The organism is Mesorhizobium sp. M7A.F.Ca.US.014.04.1.1 (assembly GCF_003998745.1).
Taxonomy (GTDB): domain Bacteria; phylum Pseudomonadota; class Alphaproteobacteria; order Rhizobiales; family Rhizobiaceae; genus Mesorhizobium; species Mesorhizobium ciceri.
The window spans coordinates 1-13,415 of the sequence record NZ_RZRW01000101.1 but is presented as its reverse complement, the minus strand read 5'-3'; the positions used below and the strand labels follow the sequence as shown (position 1 = coordinate 13,415).

10 protein-coding genes, 1 tRNA gene and 1 pseudogene are annotated in these 13,415 nt (G+C 62.7%); 5 read left to right on the top strand and 7 right to left on the bottom strand.

Annotated features, from left to right (window positions below; all coding sequences use genetic code 11):
• From EOA22_RS09715 to EOA22_RS09705, 3 genes are all read left to right on the top strand, one after another.
• On the top strand, positions 1–3,108 hold a 3,108-nt coding region (locus EOA22_RS09715), incomplete at its 5' end, for a glycosyl hydrolase family 65 protein (protein ID WP_348629484.1).
• 512 nt (positions 3,109–3,620) lie between these two features.
• On the top strand, positions 3,621–5,402 hold the full coding sequence (locus tag EOA22_RS09710) for a glucan ABC transporter ATP-binding protein/ permease (protein WP_013532297.1): 1,782 nt from the start codon (positions 3,621–3,623) through the stop codon (positions 5,400–5,402).
• 107 nt (positions 5,403–5,509) lie between these two features.
• Complete coding sequence (locus EOA22_RS09705) at positions 5,510–6,286, top strand: heme ABC transporter permease (RefSeq protein ID WP_027162453.1); 777 nt, start codon at positions 5,510–5,512, stop codon at positions 6,284–6,286.
• Between the two features lie 21 nt (positions 6,287–6,307).
• On the opposite strand, the gene EOA22_RS09700 is transcribed toward EOA22_RS09705, so the two are convergent.
• Positions 6,308–7,366: a D-TA family PLP-dependent enzyme gene (locus tag EOA22_RS09700; RefSeq protein ID WP_063170202.1), complete on the bottom strand. Its 1,059-nt coding sequence runs from the start codon at positions 7,364–7,366 to the stop codon at positions 6,308–6,310.
• Between the two features lie 191 nt (positions 7,367–7,557).
• Between EOA22_RS09700 and EOA22_RS09695 the strand changes: the two genes are divergently transcribed.
• Positions 7,558–8,244 (top strand): D-lyxose/D-mannose family sugar isomerase, encoded by a 687-nt coding sequence (locus EOA22_RS09695; RefSeq protein ID WP_063170203.1) that lies wholly within the window; start codon positions 7,558–7,560, stop codon positions 8,242–8,244.
• An 86-nt stretch (positions 8,245–8,330) separates the two neighbouring features.
• On the opposite strand, the gene EOA22_RS09690 is transcribed toward EOA22_RS09695, so the two are convergent.
• Positions 8,331–9,479 carry a L,D-transpeptidase gene (locus EOA22_RS09690; RefSeq protein ID WP_342030134.1) on the bottom strand — a complete coding sequence of 383 codons (1,149 nt, stop codon included), beginning with the start codon at positions 9,477–9,479 and terminating at the stop codon, positions 8,331–8,333.
• A gap of 146 nt (positions 9,480–9,625) precedes the next feature.
• Here EOA22_RS09690 and EOA22_RS09685 point away from each other — a divergent pair, with 146 nt between their 5' ends.
• Positions 9,626–9,844: a hypothetical protein gene (locus EOA22_RS09685; protein ID WP_013532292.1), complete on the top strand. Its 219-nt coding sequence runs from the start codon at positions 9,626–9,628 to the stop codon at positions 9,842–9,844.
• A gap of 68 nt (positions 9,845–9,912) precedes the next feature.
• On the opposite strand, the gene EOA22_RS09680 is transcribed toward EOA22_RS09685, so the two are convergent.
• The 5 genes and pseudogenes from EOA22_RS09680 to EOA22_RS09660 form a co-directional block, all read right to left on the bottom strand.
• Positions 9,913–11,358 carry a hypothetical protein gene (locus tag EOA22_RS09680; RefSeq protein ID WP_244514292.1) on the bottom strand — a complete coding sequence of 482 codons (1,446 nt, stop codon included), beginning with the start codon at positions 11,356–11,358 and terminating at the stop codon, positions 9,913–9,915.
• A 136-nt stretch (positions 11,359–11,494) separates the two neighbouring features.
• On the bottom strand, positions 11,495–12,127 hold the full coding sequence (locus EOA22_RS09675; protein WP_063167747.1) for a hypothetical protein: 633 nt from the start codon (positions 12,125–12,127) through the stop codon (positions 11,495–11,497).
• Between the two features lie 263 nt (positions 12,128–12,390).
• Complete coding sequence (locus tag EOA22_RS09670; RefSeq protein WP_024505762.1) at positions 12,391–12,747, bottom strand: hypothetical protein; 357 nt, start codon at positions 12,745–12,747, stop codon at positions 12,391–12,393.
• A 151-nt stretch (positions 12,748–12,898) separates the two neighbouring features.
• A tRNA-Gln gene (locus EOA22_RS09665) sits at positions 12,899–12,972 on the bottom strand.
• A gap of 187 nt (positions 12,973–13,159) precedes the next feature.
• Positions 13,160–13,415: pseudogene (locus EOA22_RS09660) on the bottom strand (UPF0104 family protein); the annotation flags it as partial.

Below are 13,415 nucleotides of genomic sequence, written 5' to 3'. Positions count from 1 at the left end.
CGCCTCGACCATCCGGAGAGCTTTGCCCGCCAGGCCATGCTTGCCTGGACCCGCAGCCAGGGGCAGACCCGCCATATGGGCCTCAGCCTGACCGATGCCGCCAATGTGCAGAAGCTGGCGCGCTATCTGATCTATCCGGATCCGTTCCTGCGTCTTCCCGCCGAATCCATCGCCTCGGGGCTGGGCAAGCAGTCGAGCCTGTGGCCGACAAGCATTTCCGGCGATTTCCCGATCTTCCTGGTCAGGATCGGCGATGTCGCCGATCTCGAAATCGTCGCCCAGGCGCTGCGGTTCCAGGAATATATGCGCACCCGCGGCATGATGATCGACTTCGTCGTCGTCAACGAGCAGGCGTCCTCCTATGTCCAGGACCTGCAGCGGGCGGTCGAGACGCTGTGCGAAAACAGCCGTCTGCGCGGCAAGGAGCTCGGGCCGCGCCAGCACATTTTCGCGGTGCGCCGCGATCTTATGGACGAGACCACCTACAAGACGCTGCTCGCCGTCGCCCGCGTCGTCCTGCACACGCGCAACGGCACCATCTTCGACCAGATCGAGCGCGCCGAGGCGGCGGCCCTGCAGGCGCGGGATGCTCTGGCAACGTTGCCGATTCCGCGTGAATTGCCGTCGCCGACACCCACGACGCATACTCCTGCCTCGCAGGCGGTGGCCAATGTCAGCGCCGATGGCAGCGGACTCAGCCAATGGAACGGCTTTGGCGGTTTCGACGGCGACGGACGGCACTATGTCGTGCGCCTGGCCGGGCGGCGCACGACGCCGCAGCCGTGGATCAACGTCGTCTCCAACGCCTCGTTCGGGTTCCACACCTCCGCCGAGGGCGCAGCCTTCACCTGGAGCCGAAACAGCCGCGACTACCAATTGACGCCGTGGTCGAATGATCCGGTCTCGAACCGCCCGGGCGAGGGCCTCTATATCTACGATCAGGCCAGCGGCAAGGCATTCTCGCCGCTCGCCGCCATGGTGCGCGATCCCTCGATGACCTACGAGGCCTGGCACGGCCAGGGTTTCTCGACCTTCCGCTCGAAGCGCGGACCGTTGTCGATGGACCTTACCCATGTCGTCGATCCGGTCGATTCCCTGAAAATCTCGCGGCTGCGCATCCAGAATTCCGGCTCGGTGCCGGCGCGGCTGCGTGTCTATGCCTATGCCGAATGGGTGCTCGGCGGGCATCGGTCGCGCACTGCGGCAACCATCGTCCCGTCGCGGGATGCCGCCAGTGGGGCGCTGCTCGCACAAAACCCCTACGGGCTGGATTTCGGCGAGCGGGTTGCGTTCCTGGCGGCCGACGGCGGCGTCCATTCGGTGACGACAGACCGATCGGAGTTCCTGGGCCGGCATGGCTCCAGCGAGCTACCGCAGGCGGTGCTGAGCGGTGCGGCGCTGTCTGGCCGTGTCGAGGCCGGCGACGATCCGTGCGCGGCGATTGCCCGCGACGTCGAGATCCCGGCAGGCGGCGACGTGACGCTGCTCTGGCTGCTCGGCGACGCCGAGTCGGTCGAGGAGGCGAGCGCGCTGGTGCAGGAGCATCGGGCCAAGGACTTCGACCAGCGATTGGCCGACAATGAGCGCGAATGGCGCGGCTTCCTCGACACCATCCAGGTCGAGACGCCCGACAAGGCGCTCGACGCCATGGTCAACCACTGGCTTCCCTATCAAAGCCTGGCCTGCCGCATCCGCGCCCGCTCGGCCTTTTATCAGGCCAGCGGCGCCTTCGGCTTCCGCGACCAGTTGCAGGATACGCTGGCGCTGCTGGCACATGACCCGCAGCTGGCGCGCGACCAGATCCTCAACGCGGCGCGGCGGCAGTTCCCCGAAGGCGACGTGCAGCACTGGTGGCTGCCGCGCACGGGTGCTGGCGTACGCACGTTGATCTCCGACGACGTGGTCTGGCTTGCCCACGCTACGGCGCGCTATTTGCTGGTCACCGGCGATGCCTCCATCCTCAAGGAGCAATTGGCCTTCATCGATGGACAGCCGCTGGGCGAGGGCGAGCACGATGCCTTCTTCACCCCGGAAATCTCGAAGAAGACAGCGACGCTCTACGACCATTGCGCGCGTGCGCTCGATCTCGCCATCAAGCGCAGCAGCCCCGCGGGCCTGCCGCTGATCCTCGGCGGCGACTGGAACGACGGCATGAACCGCGTCGGCGAGCACGGCAAGGGCGAGAGCGTCTGGCTCGGCTGGTTCCTGCTGAAGACGCTGGGCGATTTCGCGCCCGTCGCCAAGACCGAGGGTGATGCCAAGCGAGCACAGGCCTGGGCAAAGCATGCCGATGTTCTGAAGCGGGCGCTTGAGAGCACCGCATGGGACGGCGAATGGTACCGGCGCGGCAGTTTCGACGACGGCACGCCTTTGGGGTCTCGCAACTCGCAGGAGTGCAAGATCGACTCGATCGCCCAGTCCTGGAGCGTGCTTTCGGGAGAGGGCGACCCGGCACGGTCGACCACCGCCATGGAGCAAGCAACGAAGCTGCTCGTCGACGACAAGCTGAAGATCGTCAAGCTGTTCACGCCGCCATTCTCGAAGACGGAAAAGGACCCCGGTTACATCAAGAGCTATCCGCCTGGCGTGCGCGAGAATGGCGGCCAGTACACCCACGCCGCCACATGGTTCGTCATCGCGCTTGCCGAGATGGGGCAGGTCGACGAGGCTTATCGTTGTTTCTCGATGCTGAATCCCGTCAACCACGCGACCGACGAGGCCACGGCCGAGCACTATCGAGTCGAGCCCTATGTCGTGGCGGCCGACATCTATGCCGGGGACGACAATGCCGGCAACGGCAAGGGCGGCCGTGGCGGCTGGACCTGGTACACCGGCTCTGCCGGCTGGCTCTACAGGGCTGCGGTCGAAGGCATTCTGGGCATCGAACGGCGCGGCAAGCGTGTCCAGTTCAAGCCGAAGCTGCCAAGCCACTGGGATGGGTACTCGGCAAATCTCAAAATGCTGGGGGCGGAACTCAAGGTTCGTGTCATCCGCGACAATAAGGCCAAGGCCGTGTCGCTGGAGGTGAATGGGGCAAAGACCAAGGCTTCGGCAGTCGAGCTGAAGGACGGCGAAGTTGCCGAGGTTGTCGTCAGGATTCCGGCCTGAGGCCTGTTGCCCAAAAAGCATGCGCTCGGGGCTGAGGCCCCGACCGCGACTTTTGTCACGCCAGGCGGGATGAGAGGCCCCATCCCGCCTGGCGTTGCCGTCTGCCGTTGACGGGCATCCCGCCGAGAAGTCTATGAAATCAAAGGCTTGAGGCGTCCCATAGGAGTAGCCGCGAGCGGTGAGGGTTTGGCCACCCTTCGCCTGGAAGGGCATCCTGCAGCTTTGTTTTGCTTTATACTTCGCGAAAGGCGATTTCGGCCTCAGTCATCCGCCCGACATTGTTGCTGATTAAAATTATGGCAGCACGTGCCAACTGCCATGATTTCGCCGCATGCCTGACATTTTACCTGTCTTCTCAAACCGTTAGGTGATCACGGCAGATTTCGGAACGTCGCCATCTTTTGTTCGCTCTAAGGGAACTGAAGGGGTACACGGCCATTGTTTTGCGACGTATCAACCGGTACGAATAAAATGATGCAGTGCACAATAAACAGCGTGGCGGAGTAACTGGGGTGACCCTTCTGCAAATCTACTGGCGAGCTCTCGGTTATCTGGCCGCGGACAGGAAACGCGTTGCGTTGATCTGTTCGGCCAACGTGGCTCTCGCCATCGTAGCGCTTCTCGAGCCGATTATGTTCGGTCGCGTCATCGGCGCCATCTCCGAGCGTGGCTCTGTCTTCACCACCCTGGTCATGTGGGCCGGTCTCGGCGCCTTCAACATCGTTGCCTTCGTCATGGTGGCGCGCGGCGCTGACCGCTTTGCCCACGCGCGGCGCAGCGAAGTGCTTTGCGAGTCGTTCGAGCGCGTGATCACCATGCCGCTCGCCTGGCACCATCAGCACGGCACCTCCAATGCGCTGCACACGATGCTGCGTGCCGTCGAAACCCTGTTCAGCCTTTGGCTCGAATTCATGCGCCAGCATCTGTCCACGGCTGTCGCCCTCGTACTGCTGGTTCCGACCGCGATCAGCATGGACCTGCGCATGTCGCTGGTGCTGCTTGGCCTCGGGCTGCTCTATGTCGGCATCGGCCGGATGGTCATGCGCCGCACCAAGGCGGGCCAGGCTGCGGTCGAGCGCCACTACCACAAGGTGTTCGCGCATGTGACCGACTCGGTCAGCAACGTTGCGGTGCTGCAGAGCTACAATCGCCTCGGCCACGAGGCCGATACGCTGCGCCGCTACGTCAAGAACCTGCTCGACGCGCAGAACCCTGTGCTCGACTGGTGGGCGCTGGCCAATGCCTTGCACCGTCTGTCATCGGCAATCTCGATGCTGATCGTGTTGTCGATCGGCTCCTATCTCGTGACTCATGGTCAGTTGGGTGTCGGCGACGTCATTGCCTTCACCGGTTTTGCCACGATGCTGATCGCTCGCCTCGACCAGATGTCGGCTTTCGCCAACCAGATTTCCGAGGCCCGTGCCAAGCTCGAGGATTTCTACCATCTCGAGGACTCCGCGGCTGATTCCGCCGAGCCGGACGGCTTGCGCGATCTTTCCAACGTCACCGGCCATGTGCGCTTCGAGAATGTCGGCTTTGAATTCGCCAATTCCGGCCAAGGCATCGACGACGTGTCCTTCGAGGTGCAGGCGGGCCAGACCGTCGCCATCGTGGGCCCGACGGGTGCCGGCAAGACCACGCTCATCAACCTGCTGCAGCGTGTCTTCTCGCCGTCCCATGGCCGTATCCTGATCGACGGCATCGACACCCGCACCGTGACCCGCAAGTCGGTGCGCCATTCGATCGCCACGGTGTTCCAGGATGCCGGCCTGCTCAACCGCTCGATCGAGGACAACATCCGTGTCGGCCGCGCCGATGCAAGCAATGACGAGATCCATGCCGCCGCCAATGCGGCTGCCGCACAGGACTTCATCCTGTCCAAGAGCAATGGCTACGACACGGTGGTTGGCGAACGTGGCGGCCAGCTGTCGGGCGGCGAACGTCAGCGCATCGCCATTGCCCGTGCCGTGCTGAAGGACGCACCGATCCTGGTGCTCGACGAGGCGACCAGCGCGCTCGACGTCGAGACCGAGGACCGCGTCAAGGAAGCGATCGACGAACTGCGCCGCGACCGCACCACCTTCATCATCGCCCACCGCCTGACCACCGTTCGCGACGCCGATCTGGTCGTGTTCATGGACAAGGGCAGGGTGGTCGAGATGGGCGGCTTCACCGAGCTGTCGCTGCGCAATGGCCGCTTTGCCAGCCTGCTGCGCGCTGGCGGCCTGCTCAACGACGAGGAGGTCCGCCGCCTCAGCCGCACCGTGCTGCAACAGCAGGAAGCGGCCGCCTGATCAGGCACGTCTCTGCTTTCTCCCACAGGGGAGAAGGCAAAGCGCTGCAGCCCTGCGACACCACCGCTCGATTGCCCCGAACGCCGCGGCGGTTTATGTAGAACCGCATGAGCGACACGACTTCACGCCTGACAAGCTGGATGGATCTCGCCAACCCGACGCGCTTCGTCGGGCTGGCGGACAAGGTCGTGCCATGGCTGGCCACGATCGCCGCACTGATCCTCGCAGTCGGGCTCTATATGAGCTTTGCCGCGCCTGAGGATTTCCAGCAAGGCATCACCGTCCGCATCATGTACATCCACGTGCCTTTCGCCTGGCTGGCCATGATGTGCTACACGCTGATGGCGGTCTCGGCGCTCGGCACGCTCGTCTGGCGGCATCCGCTGGCCGATGTCGCGCTGAAATCAGCCGCACCCATCGGTGCGGTCTTCACCGCGCTGGCGCTGATCACCGGTTCGATCTGGGGCAAGCCGATGTGGGGCACCTGGTGGGTCTGGGATGCGCGGCTGACTTCGGTCTTCGTGCTGTTCCTGATGTATCTCGGCATCATCGCGCTGACCCGTGCGCTCGACGATGCCAGCCGCGCCGCCTGGGCCGCCGCCATCATCACGCTGGTCGGCTTCATCAACATCCCGATCATCAAATTCTCGGTCGACTGGTGGAACACGCTGCATCAGCCGGCCTCGGTGTTCCGCATGGGCGGCTCCACCATCGACCCCAGCCTGCTGTGGCCGCTTCTGGTGATGGCGCTCGGCTTCACCGTGCTGTTCTTCGCGCTGCACCTGATGGCGATGCGCACCGAAATCCGCCGTCGCCGGGTGATTGCCATGCGCAGGGTCGCGGCACGGCAGGCGGAGCGCTCTCCCCCTTCTCCCCTTGTGTGAGAAGGCAAGACGCTTCTTAGTTCACCCCATCCTTCCGCGCGCCGCCACAGGCAGCGTTTCCAGCACTTTGTCGCCGTCGATCAGATTGACCTCGTTGAACAAGTTTGTGACGACGCAGCAATGGTCGGGCACCACACGCACGCGCTCGCCGATGCGCAATTTGCCGTCACCCGAAAGCGTGACGGTGCCGTGCTCCTCGCTCAGGCCCGTCACCCGCGCTCCCGGCACGCCGGGCAACTCGCCGAAATCGGCGAGACCCAGCGTGTCGCTGGACAGCGCCTTGCTGCCGGCATCGAGGATAACGCGCGTCGCGGTGGGATGGCTGACCACCGTCGACAGCACCGTCAGCGCGCAATCGTCGAGCGTGCCGACGCCTTTGGCGACCTGATAGCGGTCGAGATAGATGTAGGTGCCTGGACGATACTCCGTGACAACAGATGTATCGCTGGAGCGCCACATATCCGGCGTGCCGCCGCTGGAGATGCGTTCGCAGGCGAGGCCCGATGCGGCCAGCGCCTGCTTGGCGTCGGCGAGCCAGGCTTCGGCCTCCGCTGCCTTCCCGGCGGCCGGGTAGGTCATCAGTCCTCCGAAGGCGAGGCCACCGGTTCTGTCGATCTGTCTTGCCAGCGCAACCGCTTCATCGGCCGACTGCACGCCGCAGCGTCCCATGCCGGTGTCGCATTCGACCAGCACCGGTAGACGATGACCGGCATCGGTGAAGGTGGTTGCCAGCCCTTCGAGCGTCTCCATGCTGTCCGCTGTCACCGACAGGGTGACGCGCCCGTGCAGCGCCAGAAGCCGCTCCAGCTTGGCGCGCCCAAGGATGTTGTAGGGAAGAAAAATATCGGCCAGCCCGGCATCGGCCATCACCTCGGCCTCGCCGATCTTCTGGCAGGTGATGCCGACGGCGCCGGCCGCCACCTGCTTCTTCGCCCAATAGGGCAATTTGTGCGTCTTGATATGCGGCCTGAGCTTCAGCCCGTTCTTGTCGGCATGCGCCTGGGCGCGGGCAATGTTGGCTTCGGCGCGCGCGGCGTCGATGAGAATCGACGGCGTATCGAGGTCGTGGACGGTCGGCATCATCTTTCACCCCATGAGGAATCCGCGGGTTTTATGGCCCTGAAAATCCGCGATGTCACGCGGCCAGCGAAGCGGATCTGTGGTCCATGCGCCTAAGCGCAAGACCGGGCAGGGCGGCGAGATGGATCGACACCGCATCGACGTTCGGCTATGCGATTTGCCAGACAAATCGATACGAAGGGATCATGATCATGAAGCGCTCCGCCATCAACGACATCATCCGCGAAGCCGACGCTTTCATCCGCTCGTTCGGCTACATCATGCCGCCCTTCGCCTATTGGTCGCCGCAGGAGGCGAAGGCGCGCCAGGCCGACTCCGCGGCCGTGTTTACCTCGCGGCTCGGCTGGGACATCACCGATTACGGTCAGGAGAAGTTCAAGGAGCTCGGCCTGTTCCTGTTCACCGTTCGCAACGGCCGCTACGAGGACATGAAGAAGGGCATGGGCATGCTCTATGCCGAGAAAATCATGATCTCGCGCAAGGACCAGCTGTCGCCGATGCATCGCCACAACGTCAAGGCCGAGGACATCATCAACCGTGGCGGCGGCAAGCTGGTGCTGGAACTGTTCATGCATGACCGCGACGGCGGCATCGATCCCAAGGCCGAGGTTTCGGTGCCGGTCGACGGAACCATCCACAGGCTGCCTGCGGGCGGGCTCCTGAAGCTCGACCCGGGCCAAAGCGTCACGCTGCTGCCCGGCGTCTGGCATGCCTTTTGGGCCGAGGGCAAGGATGTGCTGATCGGCGAGGTCTCGACCGTCAACGACGATCTCACCGACAATGTGTTTCGCGAACCGATCGGCCGTTTTTCCAACATCGACGAAGACGTTGCCCCGATCCATCTGCTGGTGTCCGACTACGAGAAGTGGCTGGGGTAAAGGGCCGCTCCACGCCCTCGGCGACGCCAGTCACACGACCGTGTGACTAGTCGCACGGTCGAAAGTGGGTAGGCCGTATCGCCTACCTACTGCGATCCCTGTTCGACCGATCCTGCCGCTTCGTCCTTGAAGACGACCTTTGTGCCTTTTTGCACTTCGGAGGCGAGGTCTTCGGCATCCCAGTTGGTCAGCCTGATGCAACCATGCGAGAAGGTCTTTCCGATCTTGCCTGGGTCCGGAGTCCCGTGAATGCCGTAGCTATCGATGGACAAGTCGATCCAGACCGATCCCACCGGATTGTTTGGCCCGGCAGCGATCGTGAAGGGGCGCTTGCTCCTCACTCCCTTGAAGGCAAACTCGGGATCGTAATGATAGGCTGGGTGGTGCACCACGCGTTTGACCTCCGCCTGGCCACTCGGCGCGGGCTTCTCCTGACTTCCGATCGAGGCGGGGTACGTCGCAAGCACTTTGCCGGAAGGGTCAAGCACCCGAACCTGGCGAGCGCTCTTGTCGACCTCGACGCTCGCGATGTCTTGCGGCGGATCACCTCGGGTGACAGCTGGCACGAGCAGCTTTTGCCCCGCCCTCCTGAAGCCGATGCCGGGATTGAGCCGTTCAAGCAGTTGCTCGCTGATGTGGAAGCGCTCCGCCATCTTTTCCAGGGCATTGTGGTAGGCCAGCCTGGGCAGGCGGGCCATCCTCTCCATGCGCGCCGGAATTCGCCTGGTGAACGGCCCATGCACATCCTTGCGTGTCAAATCGTAGGTCTCAATCGCGGGGCGCGAGGAGGTCGCGACCAGCTTGTCCCATGTCTCGCGGGTGAGCTTGCCGTCGGCAGGCAATCCGTTGGCCGCTTGGAACGCACTGACTGCCCGGGTGAAGTTCTCTGCCTTGCGGCCATCGATCAGGCCTGGCGAGAAGCGTGCACGATCCAGGAGGATTTGCGCCTTCAGCACGGTCGCACTGACGCCTTTCGCTTCGCTGCCGTCAAATTGGGCGTTGTTGACGGCGGCCGCGTCCAGTTTTGCCGCCGCCGTTGCATCGCATGCGATGACGAGCATGGCGACCGCGACAAGAACGAGCCTGATCATGGAGGTCACACTCCCGTATGGGCACCTGCTTCTATGACGTCGCACGGCCGATCTGGTTCCATTTCCTGCAGTTGCGTCCGACTGCCGAGTGCCGTGCGCGCAGTGAACCCGGACCAGGAGCACCCGGCGGTGGCGCGGGTGCATTGTTGATAAGGGTCCGCCATCATCAAGATGAATGGCGACTCCCGTCAGCGCATGTGTTGGCTTCAGAACCGCAGAGACCGGAGCGACAACGGGCCAACGCCCGATTGAGTCCGTCTCCACAGGCTCGGTGACCGAGGAGAGCCAGGATGCAATTTCCTGCCCAGAAGAACAAAGGACCGGCTCAACCAGCCGAGGATGAGCGCCAGGCACGGCTTGAGAAAACAGCCAGGCTCAAGCAGCTTCGCTCCTATGCTTCCTGGCTTTCGTCTGACCCAAACGCCCAACTTCACGATGAGATAGACTGCTCCGTGCTGATCGAAGGCGTGGGACGACGCAGCATGGAGCCTTGGCTGATCGGCAGGTGACATACCCGGGCGGCGAGGTTTCCACCGCCAACGACGATCTGGCCGACAATTTGTTTGGCTAAAGCAGTTCACCGTTTCACGGAGACGGCGACCCGCTCTAACTCCTTGTTTTGACGCAATTCCGGACGGAAAACCGTTTCACACTTTTCCTGGAATTGCTCTAGCCGATCGGCCGCAACAGTGGCGACAGGCAGACTTCGCGTCAGTGACAGCAGCCTTGCTGCGCGCTCGTCCTGCACAGGCAGGGCGGCACCGACAGCCAGCGAAGCTTGCGCCGGGTTGCTGAGGAAGCGCCGCTCGGGCGCAATGCCTTTCAGATGCCGATGGAGCTCTTCGCGCTCACGTTCAGCCTCAGCGAAATGCTTGAGCGTCGCATGCGCCACACCCTTGGCGTAGCGCTGCATGGCCGCCGTCAGCACATAGAGGCCCGGCTCCTCGGTGATCGGTTCGTCGATGATCTCCTGCCAGCGGCCGAAGCGCACCTGCACATGCGATTTCATCGCATGGTAGCCTTCCACCGTCTGCGTGAGCTTTGGCCGGCCCTGGATGGCGACCACGTCGCGCGCGACCAGGCTGCGCACCCTGTCGGCGGCCCACAGTGCAGACTGGTGCTGGCCCGACAACATGCAGGTGAACATCATCAGATGCAGATCGTGGCAGCAGCCGAGCAAATAATAGGTCGGCTCGTCGGCATAGGCGAGATAGAGGTCGTTGGCGCGCACCGCCTTTTCGCTGGCGCGTTTTGCTTTCTCATACTCGCCGCACAGCACATAGATGTGCCCCGGCATGTGGTTCATATGCCCGGCATCGGGGCACATCTCGCCGAGCAGATCCGCTGACCGCATGCCGCGCTCCGGCATGGTGGACATTTCCAGGAGATGGATGTGCAGGTGGACGATCGCCGGATGTTGTGCTGCGCCGGCCTCATCGGCAAGCCGGATCGACCGCTCGCAGACGTCGAGCGCCTCGACGACATCGGAATTCGGCGCCGGCGCGCCGGTCTTGAGGTTCCACAGCCGCCGCACCGTGCGCATCATCAGTGCTTCGACCAGCAGTGCCATCACATCATGGTCATCGGGAAAGTCCCGATACACAAGCCGCATCGCGGCGGCATAGGCGTCATCCCAACGTTCGAATTCCTCCAGGCTCACCCGGTGTGGCTTCTGGAAGCGGGCGGCCAGCGCCTCGATCAGCCGCTTCTCGATCTCACTGGCGGAAGCCGCATTGGCCCTGGCCAGTTGGACATGCTCGAAGCAGCGTTTGGTCGCGCTGTCGGCCTCGGCCTCGCCATGCTCCTTCCAGGTCAGATTGTAGAAAGGTCCAGCGGCATAGGCGATGCCCCAGTGAACCATCGCGCAGTGAGGATCCGTCTCCAGCGCCTTCTCAAAACACTTGATGCCTTCCTCATGGTTGAAGCCGTAGCACCAGTTAAGGCCAATATCGAACCAACGCTGGGTTTCTGTCGAGCGAGTGGAGATGGGGCGGCGGTAGGTGCCGAGGTCGAAGCGGTCCATGTCGTCTCATTTCAATTCTGATTGCCAGCGAGCCAGCTCTGGTCAGACTCCTTCGCCATCAATGTGTGCCGAAACTGGCAGGCATGGCAAACGCAACGAGTGCCATCGCTGCTTGCATTGGAGACTATCGCCGCCCTTAGCCGGTCTCTTCGGGCACCGTTTCATTTTGCCAGCCGGCTAGCTCAGGCAGGTCGTCAAGCCAGCTTTTCTCGGTCATCAAGGCATCGCCGGCCTGCGGAGCAGCCTCGGTGGCGTTTTGAATGAGCCAGTCCATCCACTTCCGATAGGCAGCCGGGGTCAACTCGGGCGGCAGCACCTTGGCCTTGGCCAGCATGCGTTTGCGGAAACTCACCTGCCTGCGGAGTTTCGTCGTCGTGAATTTGATGGTCTTGCCTTGATATTCGACCGTCCAGCGCCCGTCGCCGTGGCTGGCGAGCCTGTCGATGGCGAAGCCGCTATCCACCGGCCTATCCCGCCAAGGAAGCTCGACGGCATTCTTCCTCAGATCGACTGCCCATCGCCTGTAGTTGGTCCCGGCACGCTGGGGCGGCAGCACCCCTGTCTGTTCGAGCATTTTCCTGCGGAAGGTCGGCTGCTTCTTAAGCTGGCCTGTCGTCAGCTCGATGCGATGCCCGCGGAATTCGACGTGCCAGCGGATCCTGCCATTGCCGAAATACTTGACCAGCCTGTCGATGACGAATTCGTCGTCGGAGAGCGTCACGCAGCCTTGGCTGATGCGTTCGAGAAGGAATCGGCTGTCACTGACCATTACGCGTTTGCTCCATGCTCCTCGATGTAGCAGAGGCCGGGTGCCGGGAGTGGAGCGCGACCGGAATCGGCCTCGGCTTCATCGAAGGAAATCACGCAGCCGAAGCGGCCTACAGGAAGGCAGGGTAAGTGACGACACGGCGCGCGATGCGGCGAACGCCGGAATAAATATGCCGGCTCGTTGGATCGACTGGTGTTGCGGCGGTGTCTTGAATTTCACGCTTGGCGCGTTCGACGGGGTCGCTGGTACAGCACTCCACTCGCTTAATCTGGTGCCATCTGGCAATTGGGGCCAATCCATTTATTTGCCGAAGTATCGAGTTCATTGTCCATGTCGGAGGCGCTGCATACAGGATACCGATCATCACCGCGCCGAGCCATACTTAAGGACTTATACCGGCGAAGGAGTGCATCGTGATCTTGGGGCTGTTGGCCTTGTCGCTGCGACGAAAGCTTCATCATGCAATTGGCAAAAGCATCCGTGCCTTGTTTAAAACCAAAGCCGGTACACTGCGCCTTGTCTTCCGCAGTCTGGGTTTGACTGGCATTCCCCTTGTCTGTCGTGCAGCCAACCAAGAAAGTAACGAACATCAGAAATCCGATGAAGACCAAAGCGCGCATTCCGTTCTTCCTTCGATAATTTCGATCCTTTGACGATCCTATAAATGTCACCCCGCCGCAACCCACCATAGCTGGAATCCCGTCAGGTGGTCGCCAGGGAGCATTTCACGATGATGAGCGTTGGTGATTGTTTTGATCGAGAGAAGAGGAGTGGCTGGGGAACCTGGATTCGAACCAGGACTAACGGAGTCAGAGTCCGTGGGTCTACCGTTAACCTATTCCCCAGCAGGCACGATCTTGAATATCACGATAAACGTGAAAACCGTGCGGGCCGAGCGGGCAAGCCGCTGTGAGCGCTGCCTTGTAGCCGCCAGCGGAAAATAGTCAAGCCTGCTCTGTGCGTCAATGGCACGTTTCGACAGGACGCCACACTGCAGATGCCGGCGCGCGGCGCCCAGTCCTATTCCACGCCTCAAGGCTCCGTCCGGCTGAACTGCGAGCGTTCGAAGAACAGCACGATGCCCAGGCCCAGAATCAGCGGGACGATCAGGTAGAACAGCCGGAACACCAGCAGCGCCGCCAGCACGCCGACCGGATCCATGTCCGACAGGCCGGCGAGGAACACCACCTCGAACACGCCGAGTCCGCCCGGCGCATGCGAGATCTGCGCGATCGAGAAGGAGACGAGGAAGACGCCCAGTATGCCGAAGAAGCCGGGATTGTGGGCC

Excerpts from the sequence above, each read along its gene's own strand:
- EOA22_RS09685 (WP_013532292.1), top strand. The coding sequence starts at position 9,626 with ATGCAATTTCCTGCCCAGAAGAACAAAGGACCGGCTCAACCAGCCGAG.
- EOA22_RS09690 (WP_342030134.1), bottom strand. The coding sequence starts at position 9,479 with ATGCACCCGCGCCACCGCCGGGTGCTCCTGGTCCGGGTTCACTGCGCG.
- EOA22_RS09695 (WP_063170203.1), top strand. The coding sequence starts at position 7,558 with ATGAAGCGCTCCGCCATCAACGACATCATCCGCGAAGCCGACGCTTTC.
- EOA22_RS09705 (WP_027162453.1), top strand. The coding sequence starts at position 5,510 with ATGAGCGACACGACTTCACGCCTGACAAGCTGGATGGATCTCGCCAAC.
- EOA22_RS09680 (WP_244514292.1), bottom strand. The coding sequence starts at position 11,358 with ATGGACCGCTTCGACCTCGGCACCTACCGCCGCCCCATCTCCACTCGC.
- EOA22_RS09700 (WP_063170202.1), bottom strand. The coding sequence starts at position 7,366 with ATGCCGACCGTCCACGACCTCGATACGCCGTCGATTCTCATCGACGCC.
- EOA22_RS09675 (WP_063167747.1), bottom strand. The coding sequence starts at position 12,127 with ATGGTCAGTGACAGCCGATTCCTTCTCGAACGCATCAGCCAAGGCTGC.
- EOA22_RS09670 (WP_024505762.1), bottom strand. The coding sequence starts at position 12,747 with ATGCGCGCTTTGGTCTTCATCGGATTTCTGATGTTCGTTACTTTCTTG.